6 protein-coding genes are annotated in these 19,465 nt (G+C 43.3%); 2 read left to right on the top strand and 4 right to left on the bottom strand.

Annotated features, from left to right (window positions below):
- Positions 1-54: 54 nt before the first annotated feature.
- Together PBN151_RS23155 and PBN151_RS23150 are read right to left on the bottom strand one after the other, a co-directional pair.
- Complete coding sequence (locus PBN151_RS23155; RefSeq protein ID WP_021259275.1) at positions 55-348, bottom strand: BMC domain-containing protein; 294 nt, start codon at positions 346-348, stop codon at positions 55-57.
- Between the two features lie 23 nt (positions 349-371).
- The gene (locus tag PBN151_RS23150; RefSeq protein ID WP_021255521.1) at positions 372-668 is read right to left on the bottom strand and encodes a BMC domain-containing protein; all 297 of its coding nucleotides are present in this window, start codon (positions 666-668) and stop codon (positions 372-374) included.
- Between the two features lie 315 nt (positions 669-983).
- On the opposite strand from PBN151_RS23150, the gene PBN151_RS23145 reads away from it, so the two are divergent.
- Together PBN151_RS23145 and PBN151_RS32355 are read left to right on the top strand one after the other, a co-directional pair.
- Positions 984-1,931 carry a choline kinase family protein gene (locus tag PBN151_RS23145; RefSeq protein ID WP_072730904.1) on the top strand — a complete coding sequence of 316 codons (948 nt, stop codon included), beginning with the start codon at positions 984-986 and terminating at the stop codon, positions 1,929-1,931.
- 455 nt (positions 1,932-2,386) lie between these two features.
- Complete coding sequence (locus PBN151_RS32355) at positions 2,387-2,509, top strand: response regulator (RefSeq protein ID WP_265332125.1); 123 nt, start codon at positions 2,387-2,389, stop codon at positions 2,507-2,509.
- 55 nt (positions 2,510-2,564) lie between these two features.
- Here PBN151_RS32355 and PBN151_RS23140 read toward each other — a convergent pair whose 3' ends face one another.
- A complete protein-coding gene (locus PBN151_RS23140) occupies positions 2,565-12,266 on the bottom strand; it encodes a non-ribosomal peptide synthetase (RefSeq protein WP_072730877.1) in 9,702 nt (3,233 codons plus the stop codon).
- The gene (locus tag PBN151_RS23135) at positions 12,257-19,462 is read right to left on the bottom strand and encodes a type I polyketide synthase (RefSeq protein ID WP_072730876.1); all 7,206 of its coding nucleotides are present in this window, start codon (positions 19,460-19,462) and stop codon (positions 12,257-12,259) included. Before PBN151_RS23135 ends, PBN151_RS23140 begins: the two co-directional genes overlap by 10 nt.
- Between the last annotated feature and the right edge of the window lie 3 nt (positions 19,463-19,465).

Genomic DNA, 19,465 nt, shown 5'->3' with positions numbered 1-19,465 from the left:
AAAGATGTCGTTTATGACGGTCACCTCCCTTGAATTTCTGTCGATAACCTACCCCTAAGCTGGAAGGGCATAGCGGGCAATGATCTTTTCAATGTCTGGGTGTGGATTAGGAATAACGTTTGAGCTGTACACCTCAGTCCCCATCGCCTGTACTGCGGCGACGCCGGCATCTACTGCAGCCCTTACAGCCCCTACATCTCCGCGAACAAGGACAGATATATAACCGGACGCTACGTTTTCATAACCGATCAAATCTACATTGGCCGCTTTGCACATGGCATCTGCCGCTTCCATGATGAATACAATTCCAAAGGTTTCAATGAAACCCAGTGCATCATGCTTGCTCATGAACCTATTTCCCTCCCCGGCAATTATGCGTTTATAGAATGCGCTTTCACAATTCCTGCAATAGAACTGAGCGGACGCGGCATCACATTATGGGCCGTGACTTTGCCAATCTTCGCTGCTGCTTCAGCGCCAGCCTCTACTGCCGAACGAACCGCCGCCACATCACCTTTTACCATTATCGTTACGAGTGTGGAACCAACATTCTCATAGGATACTAGAACAACATCTGCTGCTTTAAGCATAGCGTCCGCTGCTTGGATGGCAGGAACCATGCCCAATGTTTCCACAAGCCCGAGAGCTTCTTCTCCCCGGTACTCCATTCGAATCTCACCTCACATAGGTCATTTTTATTTGTGAAATCGCTGTAATCGTAGATATTTAACTCTTACTAGCAGGTTAACATGGTTCTCCCCGTGATTATGGAGGATTCGGTAGCTGATTTTAGGATTCTAATGCCCCCTTTACCGCCAATCTGGTACAAAAACGTCTTTCTTGCACGACAAGTACCAGAACGTCCTCAAGCGTGTCCATTTCATTGAATTACTTCTCCTATCTTGCTATAATTGTGGAAAAATCTGTGCGGCGAGTATATACATTGTTAAAGCATGTATATGGAATGCCGAGAAAAGGCCATCATGAAACCTCTAAACGACTTTTTATCCAAACAAATGAATATGGAGAACCTTGTGCAGCAAAAACTCCGTCTTTTTTTTAAAGATGAGAGTATTGTTTTTGACAAATCTCGTTTTGCAGGCGGGTTGACCAATTATAACTACATTATGAATATCCACGGAACGGAGTATGTGATTCGCAAGCCCGGTAATCTGACTGATCAAATGATCGATCGCAAGATAGAGCGTGTGAACAACGGCATCGCTTCGGAGTTTGGCGTAAATTCAGAATGTATATATTTTGATGAGGAAAGCGGCATTAAGATCAGCAAATATATTCCCGATAGCACAACGCTTGCCGCAGCAGGACCCTTGGCTTTGCCAAGCTTGCAGGCCGTTTCCTCTTTACTGAAGAAAATTCACGGTAGTCCCAAGCACTTCCCGAACAAGTTTGATTGGCTCAGTGAACTTGCCAAATATGAAACCATTGTCACGCAGATCAACGGTGAATTGTTTTTTGATTACGCATCCTTAAAAGAGCAATTGCTTCGTTTCATGCAGAAACATCTCAAAAATGTCCTTTCCGTGCCCTGCCATAATGATACGGTTCCGGAGAATTTTCTCGTAGATGGGGACGGCAGTGTCTATTTGATAGATTGGGAATATTCCGGAATGAATGATCCAGCCTTTGATATTGCTGCATATATCATCGAATCGCGTTTGACAGAAGAGTCTATTGAGCAACTGTTTGAAGCCTATTACGGCAATACGTTTACAGAGGATGATCTGATGAAGGTCAAATGCTATATGATGGCCCAAGATTTGTTATGGACGGTATGGGCCCTGCTGCGCCATTATACAGGGGATGATTACCTGGATTACTGCTCGCTGCGCTATAACCGCCTGCGTCGGAATATTCAAATATTAAGCACACAACCGGATTATCCTATTGCCGACATGGTGATGCGCTAGCACTAACGGTCGCTTGCGCTGTAATGAAAAACCTTTGGAGGTTAATCAAATCTCTTTAAAAACGATTGACCGGTCAGATAATATACAAAAAAAACCTGTACTTTCTTATCTAAAGGGATAAAAAAGTACAGGTTTTTTGTAATTTGAACTATGATATTTTTGTTGCATCAGGAAGCATTCCTAAACGCCATCCTCTTCTTCTCTCCCCTTACCTTTTAACACATTTGTGAGCCATCCAAATATCAGAATCCCCTCATGGTAGAAAACGAAAAAAAGACAACTGGTAAGATGGACTTAGATGTTGTTAAGCGGAGAGGATTTTTATTGGGAAAACGGGTCGTACGTTTAACATTTATAACGAGGAATTAATAATGGAGGCTGTAGATAGGAATGGAGACCATCTGAAGGGTTTGGTCTGAGCGAAGCCTACATACCATTCTGAAGGGCATAAGGATTTGCAAGCCGTTGGTTTAGCTGAGGACGGTCAGCAAGACATTACATTGTGTGAGAAGCATAGCCCGCAAGAAGTGCTGATGGATTTGAATATGCGCGACAAAAAAGAAAAGCCCGATGAATGAACCATTCATCGGGCTACATAGTTTGAAACGAATTTGCAAATACCTTGTAGACATATCACCGCGATGCTAGCGGCAAATATTCCTTTACATTATTCATATAGGTTTGAATCTCTTTTGTAATCCTTGGTATTTTGTGCTCCTCACAGAATAGCTTAATCATGAGCTGATCCTCTACTACCGCAATTGTGATCTCTGTAGATAATTTCTTTGTCCTGCTGCTGTACATCTCCTTGATTGCAGTGAGCTCATTCTTCATCTCCGCATGTGAATCAAACAGTCCAAGGTAGTTAAAAATCGGGAGCGTAATCGTTTCAGAGCTGTAGATCTCTTTTAGTGCACGTCGTACCTTCTTATACTTGTTCTTCGGCTCTTCTTGAGACAGTAACGCTGCAAAATGAATGTTTTTCTCATAGGCAAAGCGAATGAGTTCATTTATGTCTTCCATAGCCAGGTGCTGATCTCGTGGCAGACTCAGAGGCAGAATATCAATAAATGCCCCCATAGTATGATAATAGTTATGGGATGTATATTTTCTTCCTGTATGCATAAGTGCAAACGGTACCGAATCAAGATCGAAAGCGAGCTCAACAATTTTTAAAAAGATGTTCATGGAAATATCCCAGGACATCTCTTGTACAGACTCGCGTATTTCTTCAGTCAACGGAATCGAAATGGTTGTATGAATCAATGATGCTTCCTTGTACTTTTTGAAATACTGGCTAAAGCTATCCTGAAAATCAGTCAGCTTGAACCTCTCGATCAGATCCTTTTCCGTTATCCCTTGAGGCCCTCTCGACTGTTCTTGAACATAATGTTCATATTGCAATATGCTTTGCCCTCTTGATTCCCCATTGTTTGCATAGGCTTGTCGGATACTTGATTGTATGATATCGAAGCTCATTGCATCAAAGATGAGATGACTGCAAGGCATATACACCTTATAATGACTGTCCGAGATTTTGGTGATGATCATGTTGTACAGCAGATTATTCCATACATTTGTACGATCCGCATGATCTCCAAACCGCTCATGGATATAGGACTGTATATGTTCTTTCTGTTCTTCGCTCGCATGTTCCAAGTCTACATAAGGGATATCAATGCCTTGAACCACCCCGTACTCTTGGATCATGATTTGATGATCAGTTTGGATTAATGTACTTCGTAACAGCCCCTGTTCGTTAATGACAGACGCAATGCTCTTCTTCAGCAGCTGCACATTAACTTGGTGATTAAAATCGATGATCGCCCCACTATATGTTTGGTTGGTATCAAGAAGGATTTTCTGCATCGCGGATAGTGGGTACACGCTCGTTATCTCGTTCTTATTTACAATCGAACTGCTAAAGTCATTGAGTTGGTCGGCTAAAGCTTGCTTCCAATTTGATTCGTTTAGTGAAATACGCTCTAAGATCTTAGATCCTTCTTCTTCTTGGCTATCCATTCTTTTGTTCGCCCAGTTATTATAGATGTCACGTATATTTTCATAATAGAAAATATCTTTAATCGAAATATGGACATCTACCTTTTGTAACTCTTTGTATATTTTTGCAATTCGTATCGAGTCTCCGCCAACTTCGAACAAATTGTCCCTAACACTCAACTGCTGCAATCCTAGTACATCCTTGCAAATGTCGATCATTCGTTTTTCGATTTCATTATCGGCTTCCTCATAATGAGCGCCCGTCTTGATGTTGCCTTCCATTTCAGGCAATCGCTTGCGATCCACTTTTCCATTTAGATTAAATGGAAGAGACTCCATTCTCATGAAATACGCGGGTATCATATAGGCCGGCAATTTCTTGCTTAACGATTCCCGTAAAGTATGGATAGCGATTTCCTGCTCTGCTACATAATAGGCACAGAGAACTTTCGATCCATCGATTTCCTTATCGATAATTGCAACCTGGGACACTTCTGGCAGCTGTAACAGGGTCTGTTCAATCTCGCCGATTTCGATTCGATATCCTCTGATTTTAACCTGATGGTCGATCCTTCCTACATATTCGATATTTCCATCAGGCAGCCATCTTGCCACATCACCCGTTTTGTATAGAATCTCTTCTGGCCGATATGGATTATGAATAAATCTCTCTTTCGTTAATTGCTCATTATTCAAGTAGCCCCTTGCTAGCCCCACACCTGCGATGCACAGTTCACCATTTACACCTACCGGAACCAGTTTATGATTGGCATCCAGTATCAATACGCGATGATTTGCGATCGGAGCTCCAATGGAGATTTTCGTTTGCTGAACCTCGGACAGTTTGCATGCTGTTGTACATACAGTATCCTCCGTCGGGCCATAGGCGTTAATGACCTCTACTTTTCCGAGCAAATGCGAGATCTGTTCGTACTTCAGTTCACTTCCTGCTGTTATGACCCGCTTCAAACCGATCCCTGCCTCCAAATTACCCGCGACAAATGGAGGTAAAGTAATGGTGGTAATGCCGTGAGTTCTCACAAATTCGTTCAATAAATCCGTATTGAGCAGCACCTCTTGATCCGGAATATAAAGGGTATTGCCAAGCAATAATGCCATGAACAACTCCCATGAGAACGCATCAAACGCTATACTTGCAAATTGCAGTATATTCTCATCGTTACCGATTCCAAGCTCGCGCTCAAACCAGTGCTTCAAGTTAATGACGCCCTTATGCTCGACCATTACTCCCTTAGGCTTTCCGGTCGTTCCTGAGGTATAGATCACATAGGCCAAATCGTGAGGATGGTTGATATTATCGATTTGTTCAATCGAGCGTACGTATAACGCCTTATCTTCCAAATCAATCATTTCATTAATTTCTAGTGTTCTCTTCTGCACAAGTGTATGGGTTGACAGCATAAGCTCAGCTTTACTATCCTGCAACATATAATTGATTCGTTCTTCCGGATAATTTATATCAATAGGCAGATAGGCAGCGCCCGCCTGCAAGATGGCTAGTACGCCGACAACCATGTCGATGGAGCGATCGATCATGATCGGCACGATCGACTCCGCACCTATGCCCTTCTCTCTGAGTTGAATAGCTAACGCATTCGCTCTCTGATGCAACTCAAGATAGCTAATGGAATCTTCACCGCATCGTACCGCCGTTTTCTCTGGGTTCCTCATCACTTGATGTGCAAAGAGACTTTGAATTGTGTCCTCAGGTTGAAGCTCCATAACCGTGTTGTTGAAATCGACCAAGATTTCGTTTATCTCTTCCTCTCCCACAATTTCAAGTTCATCAATGCGGATATGCGGATTGGACATGATTTGGTTCAAAATGTGAAGGAAATGGCCTTTGATCGTATGGACGCTCTCTTCATCGTAGATCCCGTCATTATAGTTGAATTTGACAAGCAGCTCTTCCCCTGGAATGACCTTGATATTGAAGCTATAGTTCGTTTCCTCAAATATCCGGGCTGAATGAATACGAAGATTGACCTGATCTTGAATATCTTTATGAATCATATCTTGATCCATCGGATAATTTTCATAGACCATCAGCCCATTGATGAGGCTATTGCCAACCTCAGTCAGCTTTTGGATTTCCGCTATTGAGCAATAATGATAGGGCTCACTCTCATGGAAATCCGATTTTATTTGCCGCAGCACTTCCGTATATCGTTTCTCCTGCGTCGCATTTACTCGTAATGGAATGGTATTGATAAATAATCCTACCATTTCATCAATTCCATGTATTTGAGTTGTCCTGCCCGATACAATAAATCCGAACACAACATCATCCACATGATTATATCGTTGCAGCAGGATCGCCCATATACTCTGGAAAATGGTATTGACTGTAACGGTATGCTGCTGCGCTAGCAGCTCAATTTGTTTTGTAACGCTTTTATCTAGACGTAGAATAACCTCTTGCGGTTTCCCTTGGACTGTTGAAGCTTTCTTGAATGGAATATCGATTGTCGTGTCGTATCCCTTCAAATACGTTGACCAATAGTTCAGAGCTGCCGTCTTATCCTGCGAACCAATCCACTTGATATACGCTTCATAAGGTTGTATTTTCTTCGCTTCTAAAGGCGTATTACTCAACAGTAGATTATAGATGTCGAACAGTTCACTGCTAATGATCCCAAATGACCATCCGTCCAAAATAATATGGTGATTGCTTAACAGTAAACTGTATTCCTGCTCGCTCATCCTTACTATAAATAATCGAATAAGGATATCGTTGCTTAATTCAAAGCCTCTTCGTCTATCCTCTATGACCAGCTGTTCGATATACGTTTCCTTATCGGATGGTAAGTCTCTAATATCCAGATACGTGAACTCGGGTTCTCTTGATTTGTACACGATCTGCATATTTTCTTTGAAATGATTGCTGTCAACATTCGTTCGCAAGATGTCATGACGAGCAACAAGCTCTACAAAGCTCTTCTTGAATAACTCCGCATTAAGTTCTCCGATTACCCTAAGCTCCATATTGACATGGTAGTACTCGCCCTTATCTGCCATCGAATGGAACAGCAGACCTTCCTGCATTGGAGTAAGCGGGTACATGCGTTTCACATTGCTGATTTGCTCATGGTAAGGAGCTAATTCGGCCCAGGATATGTTCTCATCAGTGACATCCGAAGCGGTAACTTCTACATGCTCCTGGGAGATGCAATGATCGATAATCTGCTTAAGACTATCCATATAGCGCTGCAGTATCTCGTCAATCGTTGCATCGTTAAATTCTTCCCTGACGTAGCTCAAGGTCAGACTAAATTGTTTATGGAGAACCATTGCTGAAATGTTTAGAGGATACAATCTACCGCTTTCTTGGCTTACCGAATCCCCCGGTAAAATATCGGATAACGTAAAGTTGTCGCCAGAAATATTCTCATCGAACTGTCCCAAATAGTTAAAGCTGATGTCTGGGGTGCGTATCGCCTTCAAATCAAAAGGAGATAAATATCTCAGCATTCCATAGCCTATCCCTTTGCGAGGGATCCGTCTGAGTGTATCCTTCGTAAATTTGATTACATCCGAAATATGATCTTGGGCGTGCAGAATCAACGGGTATTGACTGGTGAACCACCCGACTGTCCTTGTTATGTCTACATCATCTACGATTTGTTCTCTTCCGTGCGATTCCAAATTAATAAGTATGCGCTCCGCTTGGTTGTAATTAGCAATTGAGACGGTTAAGGCTGACAGAAGGATATCATTGATTTCCGTGGAATACGCCTTATTTACTTTCGTTAATAACTTCTCGGTATAGGCCTGATCCAGCTCAATCGTCTTTTTCATAATCTTAGCGCCCTGTATACTTGAAGGCTCATAATCCTTGTTGATCTCTTTCACGTCCCATTGGCTAAGACGATTCCAGTATTTCAGCTCATTTTGCAATGTAAATCCGCCAGCATACTGCTTCTGCTTGGAAGCCCATTCTTGGAAGGAGCTGGTCTTCAACGGTAAACTCTTTTCTGGATTCTGATAGAGCGTATCAAAGTCCTCTATAATAATTCTCCATGACACGGCATCTACAACCATATGATGAATGGATATAAGCAAATGGTCGCCCTTGTCTGTTTGGAACAGTCCTATTTTGACAAGCGGGCCTTTCGCTAATTTCATACTGGCCTGGAGTTCAGTACATAAGCCAGTAATATAATTATCCGTAATCGGTTTTCCTCTAAGGTCATAAATATGAAAATCATATAATCTATTCGTTACTTCTCGATTGATTAACGCCTGGTCAACATATATGGCTCGCAATAGATCATGATGCTGCACAATACGATCAAAAGCGCATTCGATTCTATCTACGCTGAAGCCATCTTCACGGAAAAGCATCAGATCCTGATTGAAATGATCTTTGTCAAGATGTTCTTGCGCTAAGAACCATTTCTGAATTGGTGTCAGCTCGATCTCGCCGGATACTTCGCCCTGATCTATGGTTTTTGTTGTCGATTTGATATGCGGGATCAAGTCTTTAATTCTAGGATTGCCCATTAAGTCTTTAATCTCAAATGAATACCCTCTATTGCTCATTTGGGCAATCGCTTGGATCGCTTTAATGGAATCTCCGCCTAAGGCGAAAAAATCGTCATTGAGGCCAACATTCCTCACGCCTAATATCTTTTCCCATACCTGGGCGATTGCTCTCTCCACGTCAATTCGAGGCGCTGCGTATTCGGCTCCAGTAACCACTTTGCCATCTGGTTCCGGCAATGCCTTACGGTCTACTTTTCCATTCGGGGTTAACGGCAGCCGATCCATCTGTACGAAATACGATGGAATCATGTAGCTCGGCAGCGATACAGACACATGATTCCGCAGCTCTGATGCAGACAGCTCCATCTCGCTCACAATATATGCGCATAGGTACGCTTGTCCGTCCTCTCCTATTTGGGCCACTACGATTGCATCTTGGATCACCTCGTGCAGCAGCAATTGCTGGGCGATTTCGCTTGGTTCGATGCGGAAGCCTCGAATTTTGACCTGTTCATCAATCCGGCCCAAATATTCGATATTCCCATCAGGCAGCCAGCGAGCCAAGTCTCCGGTCTTATACATTCGTGCCCCCGCTTCGAACGGGTTCGGAACGAACTTCGCCGCCGTCAATTCTGGATTGTTGACGTAACCGCGAGCAAGACCGTCTCCGGCAACGCATAGTTCACCCGCCACACCAAAAGGCTGTAAATGGTGATGACGATCTACGATATAGGCTTTCGAATTGCTAATTGCTTTTCCAATTGGGATAGAGCTACCGAACTCTTCCTCAATAGCATAGGAGGTTGAGAAGGTTGTATTTTCGGTTGGACCATACCCATTTATCAGCTTCAGGCCCTGATAAGCCTGTCTGACTTGATTGATGTGCTCCCAAGACAGCGCATCTCCACCCACGATTAAATGCTTCAGTCCCTTAAATATCGTCACGTCCTGTTGAACGAGCTGATTAAATAACGGAGAGGTCAACCACATCGTTGTAATTTGATTTCTACTAATTTCCTCCCCTAACCGTTCCGCATGTAAGAGGATATGTTCGTCAACCAACACCAATTCGATTCCATTCAGCAAGGCTCCCCAGATCTCGAATGTGGAGGCATCAAAGACCATCGCCCCAGTTTGTAAGATCCGGTCTCCTTCCGCAAACTCTATGTAGTTCGTGTTTTGGACAAGCCGCACAACACTTTGATGCTCTACCATAACCCCTTTTGGTCTTCCCGTGGAGCCGGATGTATACATGACATAAGCCAAATCTGAAGGGCTGTTAATCAGCAACGGATTATCAGAGCTCTCTGATGACAATTCCACTGCGATTCGATCCGTAAGCACGATGTCGATCTTGCTATCGATATGAAGTAATGCTTCCATAAGAGAGGATTGGGCAAGGAGCATTCCAGTGTTGGAGTCTGCAAGCAGAGTCTTCATTCGGTCTACCGGGTATTTCGGATCAATTGGCAAATAAGCTCCGCCAGCCTTTAGAACTGCTACAATGCCGATCACCGTTTCCACGGAACGTTCACCCATAACACCAACGATGACATTGTTCCCTACGCCCATCTGTCTTACATAATGAGCCAGACGATTGGCTCTCTCATTAAGCTCTTGATAGGTTATCTGTTCGTCTTGGAAGCGTAATGCGATATGCTGCGGAACTCTCTCTACTTGCTCTTCAAGCAGTTGGATAATGGTTTTATCCTTCGGATAGTTGCTGCGCGTATCATTAAACACATGAAGAATGTGATGCTTCTCGCGCTCGTCAATGATGTCAACATCATCAACGAATACATTTGTGTTTTCAATAATCTGATTCACAATCGCATCAAACGCTCGGATGATCTTTGACATATCCGCTTCAGCCAATGTGTTCTCATTATAGATAAAATTGATCATCATCTTGTCATCTTGGTTGACAACTAGCGTTACGTTATAGTTTGATCCTTCAATGAGCTGATGCGGCAGTACAAACACGGAATTGAGTATTTTCAAATCATTGTTTTTCAATATTTCTTCGTTCAGTTGCTTCTCATCAATCGGATAATTCTCAAATACAAGGAGGCTGCGAATCAGATCGCTTTTCACCCCACTCAGATTTTGAATTTCCGCAAGACTTACAAAATCATGTTTGTTGTTCTGCAGTGTAGTGTTGGTGATCTGCCTCACGAGTTCAGGATATTGCAAGTTGTCTGTAAATTTCACACGAAGCGGGACTGTATTGATAAACAGTCCAGGAATCACTTCTACGCCTTCGATCTCCGCATTTCTCCCAGAGACAACATACCCATAAACAATATCATCGGTATTATTGTATTTACTAAGAAGAATCGCCCAAATGCTCTGGATCACGGTATTTACCGTAACTCTACTTTCCTGAGCAATGCGAATGATGGATAACAATCTTTCCTCGTCCAACTCTAATGCCATCTCTTTATTGATGACTTCATTCATTTTATATTCTCTTTCAAAAGGGATCCTCGTGACTTCTTTGCAATCATGCAAGTAATCTTTCCAGTACGCTTTAGCTTCATTGATATCTTTGTTTTTGAGCCAATCGATATAAGTAGAATAAGGTACGACATCGTTCAGACTTGCTGGAATCCCATGCTTGATTTCATTATAAATTTTAAACAATTCAATAAGAATTAAGCTGTTGCACCATCCATCCATAAGAATATGATGCAGATGAAAAATCATACTGTATCTGTTCTCTTGCATTCGAACAAGTACAATGCGAAGCAGTACATCCTTGCTTAAATCAAATCGTCTTGCCCGATATTGCCTGATTAAATCCTCCAGATATGCTTCATTATCTTCGCCCTGCTCGGTGATGTCGATGTACTCAACTGCTCCTCTTCGCTTTCTATAAACGACCTGCATATTTTGTTGAAACGATGAATAATCAAATACTGTCCGTAAAATATCATGTCGATCGATAACCATGTTAAAAGCTCGATCCAGCATCTCCAGATCAATGTGCCCTTCCACCTGGAAACAGGACAACTTGATGTATGTATCCTGCTCATCTGTCAAAGCATGATAAAGCATACCCTCTTGCATAGGCGCAAGAGGGTAGATGTTCTTAACATTGTGAAGCTCATTCTTGTATGCGGACAATTGTTCCATCGTTATATCTTCTAGCGTAATATCGGTAACGGTAATTTCCGATTCCTGCTTGGTTGTACAATGTTGAATAAGGCGATCCAATTGATTTTGATATACGCTTAGCAGCTTCTCAATCGTTCCTGGAATAAAATCATCTTGCTCGTATATGAAAGTGAGCTTCAAATTGTCTGCGATGAGGATAGCTTCGATATCTAGAGCATGTGAGCTTGTTAGGTACTTGGATGAGTATTCACTGGAACCCAGATTCGTAATTTCAAATCCATCTCCGCTAGCACCTGGATCGATTCTGCCTACATAATGAAAGCCAATCTCGGGCTCTGCAAGGTTCAAGTCTTCAGTGGATAAGTACTTGAGGATACCATAGAAGCGTCCCTGATTCGGAATTCGCCGCAGCATGTCTTTCGTATGTTTGATCGTGTCGCCGAGATCATCGTAAGCTCTGAGGACAACTGGAAATTGTGAACGGAAACACCCAACAGTTCTGCTCAAATCCATAGGCTGTGCCCATTCTTCCCTGCCGTGGCCAATCAAGCTGATCAATGTGTTCTCTTCTCTTGTCCAGTCTCGAATCGTCAGGGCCAAGGCAGCTAATAAAATATCAAGAAGATTCGTATGATATGCATTGTTAATATTATTCAGCAACTCTCCGGTAACTTGTACACCAAGCTCTTGAACTTGTTTGTTCAACTCCATGCAAGTTTACCTCTCTCCCTTGGCAATTTTTTGGTGGCCGTCGTGTCATGTAACCTTTTCCAATAGTCAGCCTGCCTTTTCACACGATAAGAGTCTGCATATTCGTTCAGTTTGTCTGACCATTCCTTGAAGGAAGTCGTGTTCTCCGCCAACACGATGCCCAATCCCTGTTCTGCCTGCGTATACCCATTCATGAAGTCTTCTAGCAGAATGCTCCAAGATATCTCATCGATAAGAAGACCATGGATAGCGATGAATAATTTGTCCCCCGAGCTCATTTGGAACAAGCCCAGTCTTACGAGCGGCCCTTTCTCAAGATCCATACCTTTCTGGATCTCATTGCATGTTTCTATAACTTCTTGATCCGTTACATTCTCATATACCTGAAGGTCATACTGTGCTTCGCCGGCTCCTCGATTGATTTGAACGACATTGCCGTGGTCCTGCTGATACACCATTCGCAATGCGTCATGCCGAATGATCAATTGATCAAACACTTCCTTTACCGTGTTAGCCTGAAAGCCCGCTGCCCTGTGCAGCATTCTACTCTCGCAGCAATGATGTTGATCAACAGATAATTGTTCAAAAAATTGCTTTTGCATCGGAGCTAACTTTACTTCCCCAGCTAAGGAATTCTGCATCTGCTTGTGATGCTTCGACTCGATTACTTTCACTAGCTGCTTGATCGTGGGGTTTTTGTATAAGTGATCAACCTCGAAGATGTAGCCCTTAGCTCTGGCTCGTGAGATGAGCTGAATGGCTTTAATCGAATCCCCTCCCATTTGGAAGAAATCATCGTTGATGCCAATCGGACTAGAGCTTAATGTTTTTTCCCATATATGAGCAAATTCCTCTTCGATCTCAGTACTCGGAGCCTCATAACCTGCACGTGCACCGACATGTCTAGCGGGTACTGGCAGCTCATTACGACCAGGCGTTCCATCCAGAGTAAGATTGTTCGTGTCGCCTTGCCAGATATCGTCAAAATCCTTAAGCGTAAGTAGTGAGTTGTTGTTCGGATCGTTATGGGTGATAAACTCCAAGATTCTTTGATAGTCTTGTCCCCATTTCCCGATCGTCTCTTCTTTGAACAGACTTGTTTTATAAGTCATCCCAATATGGAATGTGCCGTTTTCCTCAAGAATTTCAATGACAAAATCAAAATCGGATAATGCACTCTTATATTCATAGGTTGTAATTTCTAAATTATCGATCGTGAGTACTCTTTCATCCGTTTTTTCATAGACAAACCGTACATTAAGGAAGCCTTCCCTGCTGTTTTTCGCTTTCTTCATGAGGCTTGCCAGGTAATTGAACGGGTAATACATATGGGAGTACGCTTCAATACAATTTTGTTTGACTTCCTTGACAAACGCTGCAAACGTCTTGTCATCTGAAAGATTGTTCTTCAGCACAATGGTGTTGGTAAACATACCAATACTCTCATCAAAAGAACCATCTGCCCGGTTTGTCACAGGAGTTCCTATGCAAATATCATCATTTCCAGTTAATTTTCTAAGTAGAAGATTAAACCCTGCAGCTAACAACATAAATAAAGAGCATTGATGACGCGAAGCAACTGTTTTCAAATCACGAAGCAATTCGGATCCGATCTGCATATGAACCGTATTGGCCGTGAAATCAGACTCTGCAGGTGTTGGAAAGTCGGCAGGGAGCTTCAGAACATTCAAATCACCGGATAATTTGCTAAGCCAATACTGTTCGCTCTGCTTCTTCTCGTCCGATGCCAAGTAGCGGGTTTCCCATTCAACAAAATCTCGATACTGCTTATTCACAGGCATAAGTCGTTCATTCGCATACAAGCGCATGAACTCTTGCACGAAGATGCTCATTGAAATACCGTCTGCTATCGTATGATGGAAATTAAAAATCATCGTACCCTCTTGGATGCCCTCTTCGATTAGGATGACCTTCAACAAAGGAGCTTTCGCTAGATCAAAAGGGGTAACTAATGATTGAATGAGCTCATCCAAATCCTCATGCAAGCCCTTTTTGACGATATCGATTGTAAACTCCACCTGTTCAACAATTTCTTGCTTAAACTCCCCATCTTCAACAAATAGGCGTGTGCGCAGGCTCTCGTGACGCATCACGATTTCATTGAGTACGGCCTCAAATTTATGCCGATCCAGCGCTCCCCTAACCTTTAGTACGGTCACCATGTTATAGGGGTCATCTTTGCCAATGGAGCTTAGAGTGTATAATCGTTGCTGAATGATAGACATCGGAATTACAGGTTGCTGCTTTTCCTGCCGAGTGGATTGAGTCACCTGAACAGCATGCTGGTTTATTGAGGAGTCGCCAAAATATCCGGCTTGGTGCATCTCTTCAATCGTCATTTTGATGGCAGTAAATATATATTCAATATCCGCATCCGTGTGTTCAGTGGAGAAGAAGCAATTCCGTCCTTCCCATACATATACACCCTTCTCCAGCAAGCCGAAGAAGAAGATTTCGAAATCCCCTCGAAACACAAATCTGAATAAGGAACCGAAATTCACGACTTTGATTGGGACATGCTGCTGTTCGAAATACGCGTTTACTCGTTGTACAAAGTCATTGGTTTTTTGATTCAGTCTGTCATAGAGCGTATCTTTGTTCTCCGTTATATAGGTTAATGAAGCGTGAGCTGCAGCCATGGCGAGCGGGTGATGTGAGAAGGTTCCGGCAACAAACGTTCTCTTCTGCTCACAAGGCGGAACCGACGTATCGCCAAAGCTCCACATGCCCCCATCAATACAGTCCATAAACTCGGATTTTCCAGATACAACCCCGATCGGCATCCCGCCGCCAAGAACCTTTCCATAGGTTACGATATCTGCTTTGATACCGAAATACGCTTGGGCTCCACCTGGGTCAATTCTAAACCCTGTAATGATCTCGTCAAAAATAAGTGCAATTCCGTTTTCTTCCGTGATTTGCCTAAGTTTCTTCAGGAACTCCTTAGGCTGAACATCCGGTCTTCGGCTTTGAACGGTCTCAACTAGGACACCGGCGATTTCATTCGCGTGATTTCTGATATAATCCAGCGAAGCCTCTTGATTGTAATTCAACATAACTAAATCACTGACAACGCTCTCCATAATACCTGGAGCCAATGGGATCGTCGTCAGGCTTCCGTCCTCACCAATGGAGGACAATCCAAGCAAGCCGTCATAGGTGCCGTGATAGGATCCCGCAAAAGTAACGATCTTCTTCTTGCCTGTGCTTGCCCTGGCGATTCGTACAGCCACCATATTGGCTTCCGTTCCTGAATTATAGAAAGCTACCCGCTCGACGCCTGTTAATTGGCTGATCTGTTCGGCAACGGTTCCGGCCAGTCTGCCCATTGGGCCTAGAGGCATTCCTCTGCGGAGCTCCTCCGTTAATGCTTCATTGATAAAACTCGGGTTATGTCCAAGCAAGTTTACGCCAAAGCCCATCGTCAAATCGATAATGCTATTCCCGTCGATATCGCGAAGCTTCGATCCTTGTCCAGTGTCCGCCACGATCTGATAGATCATTTCCTTCATGACTGGCCTGAATCCCGCTACATTTCGATTATTCGCATATACTTTTCTGTATCTTTGAATATTCTCTTTTGATTTTTGGGTGAATCTTGTATATTTCTTCTCAATGTTTCGAATATAGGTAAGCTGCAATTCATTGAAATTTTCATTATCGATCAATTCCAGCTTTTTGTAGGGTACATAATGGCTTTTGGTGTCCACAGCCAAGGTTGAGGCCTTTGGGCTGCTCACAATGACCTCGCTCTGCTTCAAGTTTGGCGTATTCTTGCTAACTGCCAATGGCTTCTGACTGGGATTCGTAAAACCCTTCAGAATATCCAGCTGTTCGGACATGATTTTCATCTGCGTATTGAAAATATTCTGCAAAGCATCCATACCATCCAGTGCACCTAACGAATGATTCTGCGCCTGACCAGCAGCCGCCAAGCTGTTCATTGGCTCTGCATCTGGAATCGTATTCATCGTCTCTGAGATCGATTTCATCGGTTCATTATACTCAGTCTCATAACCAACTTCGTCGATCTCCTCTTCTTCCACCCAATCCGTATGTTTGTTAATATGCTCGGTGATTTTCTCAACGGTATCCAGATTAATAAAGAACTCATTTAATGTAATTGAGATGTTGAACTTATTCGTAATTTGTTTATTGAGTTGGATAAGTACTAAAGAATCAAATCCGAGCGTCAGCAGATTGAGGTCGTCCTCGATTTCTTCGATCTTGAGCCCCGTTAAAATCTGTATCATTTCTTTTAATTCGGATTTGATCTTCTCTTTCGGGTTAGATCGCAAGCGATTCCCACGAGCTTGCGGCTGTTGTGGCTGTTGTGGCTGTTGTGTATGCTGTGAGTGTTGTGAGTGTTGTGAAATAGGCGGCAGTTCTTTGATTTCCTTGGAGGAGCTTGCTGCTTGGATTGGATACACGGCTGCACGGTCTATTCTACGTACCTCTCTCCACAGTTCCTTCTTCTGGAATGGATAGTTTGGAAGCTTTACTCTACACGTAGCATAGGATTGATAGAATGTGTTCCAATCCAGATCCATTCCCTTCATAAATAAAGCAGAGACGGAATTAAAAAATTGCGTGTAGTTCTCCGATTCTCGTCTCATAGAAGGAACGAACATGATCTCATCATCTTGTAGACATTGGTTGGCTAGCCCGCTTAGGGTTGCATCGCCTCCGATTTCAATAAAAATATTGACGCCAAGTCGTCTGGCCTCTTGCATGGCACCTTGGAAGTTAACCGGCTTGGATAGATGCTCGACCCAATACTTGCTTCTGCCCAACACTTCTTCTTGTTCCACTTGTCCCGTAATGCTGGATATCATTGCTGTCTGCAGGTTTGAGAATGTGATGTCTCCGATGCTTTGCTCATACATGCCTTCATACTCCTTCATTAACATGGAGTGATAAGGATGAGGAATGTTAAGCTTATTAAAAAAGACTCTGTGTTTGGTTTGCAAGGTTTCAATTACGATATCGACCTCATCGCTTCGGCCCGAAATCGTAACATTGTCAGGAGCGTTAATGGCAGCAATGGTAACATGTTTGCATCCGCTCTCTTCCAATGCAGCTTTCACATATTCCACATTCGTCAGAATGACGACCATCTTGCCTTCGACATCAATGGATTCCATCATTCTGCCACGCTGTGCAATCATCAGGATCACATCGTCCAAGCTGATAAGCCCTGCATAGCAGGCTGCCGTATACTCGCCTATGCTGTGACCGATGATAACGTCAGGTTTTATCCCTAACGCACCCCACAGCTTGGTTAAGGCATACTCAATGGAGAATATGGCTGCCTGTGAATAGATCGGTCTAGTGAGCAGCGTAGTGTCTTCCCCGTAGATCCCATCTAATATCGACAGGCCGAGTATCGCTTTAAACTTCTCATTACACAGATCCATCGTTTCTCTAAATGTTCTTGATGTGGTGTAAAATTCTTTAGCAATTCCGTCATAGATGGAGCCTTGGCCCGTAAATAAAAAGGCGATTTTGTTGTCTTTGGCCGTACTCTTCTGGATGAGGAGCTCATGGTGGCTAGAGTTGTTTAGAACCAAATCCATTTTATCCAGTAAGTCTTCTTTGTTCTTCCCTACTGCTGCAAATCTGTAGTTCAAAAATGAGCGGCTTATATTGGACGTATAAGCAATATCTTTGATGGAGCCTGTTTCCTTCACCAATTGCTCCTTCATCGCGCTTATATATCCTTTTAAAGCTTTTTCATTCTTGGCTGACAAGGTCAATAGATGAGCTGGCAGTTCATCCAATTGCTCATCCTTGTCATGAGGCTGAGAGGGCTCCTCAAGGATGACATGCGCCAGCGTTCCGCTGAAACCAAAAGAACTAATCCCTGCTCTTCTGACTCCTTCAGTCTTCTGCCAGTCCATGAACTCGTCCGCGATCTTTACCTTCCCCCACGAAATGTTCTTATTTGGGTTTTGAGTATAAATGTTAGGCAAGATCTTCTTATTCTCAAGAGACATAATGACTTTAATCAATGCGGCCATGCCTGAAGCTGCTTCTAAATGCCCAATATTCGGTTTGGCGGATCCAATAAAGAGAGGCTCCTTTTTATGCTTAAAGACCTCTGATAACGATTGGATTTCGATGAGGTCGCCTAATGGTGTGCCAGCACCATGTGTTTCGATATAATCGATATCGTCAACAGTCAAATTTGCATGTTGTAGAGCCTGTCTGATTACGCCTTGTTGTGACAATCCGTTTGGAGCAGTAAATCCGTTTGACTTGCCATCCTGTCCGATCACTACATGCTTGATAAGGGCCGCAACTGCATTTCCGGCTTGCTTGGCGTCTTTTAATCTTTTGAGAACGATGACACCGCAGCCCTCGCCTCTTCCAAAACCGTCTGCATCATTATCAAACGCCTTGCATTTTCCGTCCTTAGACAAACCGCTGAATTTGGAAAGCCCTATAAATGGCTCTGGTGTAAGCAATAGATTCGAGCCCCCGACAATGGCCATGTCGCACTGGTTATTCCGCAAGCTGTCGACGGCAATATTCAAGGCTGAAATAGATGACGAACATGCCGTATCGCAGATGATCGCAGGCCCTTTGAAATCATAGAAATAGGATAATCTACCGGCAGCGGAGCTAAGTGAGACACCTGCAGTAGAATAAGCCGTTATATCGGAAGCTTGACCCGAATACAATTCGGCATTGGCATATTCATAAGCGCTGATTCCAATAAATACACCTGTTCTGCTCCCCTTCAGCTCCTCTATATTCAAGGCTGAATTCTCCATAGCCTCCCAGCTTACCTCCAGCAAGAGTCTGTGCTGAGGGTCTATTGATGCAGCTTCAATGGCTGATAGACCGAAATGAATATTATCAAAATCTCTGATATTATCACGCAAAAAGGATGCGCTCTTCGTAACCATCTTGCCTTCTTCTTCAGGATCATCACTGTAATAGTTGCGATAATCAAATCGATCCGGTTTAATCTCGGTCACAGAATCCATTCGGTTGGCCATTACTTGCCAGAATCCTTCAGCGTTCCATGCTTCTCCTGGGAAGCGGCATGAATAGCCAATTACCGCAATTTCTTCATTGCTCTTCTGATCTTGAATGATCGTGGACAGCTCTTCTATTTTGGCGGCCGCTTTTTTGAGAGCCGATTTATACTTATCAATTTCCTGCTCCACACA

It is taken from the genome of Paenibacillus sp. NAIST15-1, assembly GCF_001894745.1.
In the GTDB taxonomy this organism is placed as follows: Bacteria; Bacillota; Bacilli; order Paenibacillales; family Paenibacillaceae; genus Paenibacillus_B; species Paenibacillus_B suaedae.
The sequence above is the reverse complement of the archived record's forward strand: the minus strand, read 5'-3'. Positions and strand labels throughout refer to the sequence as shown.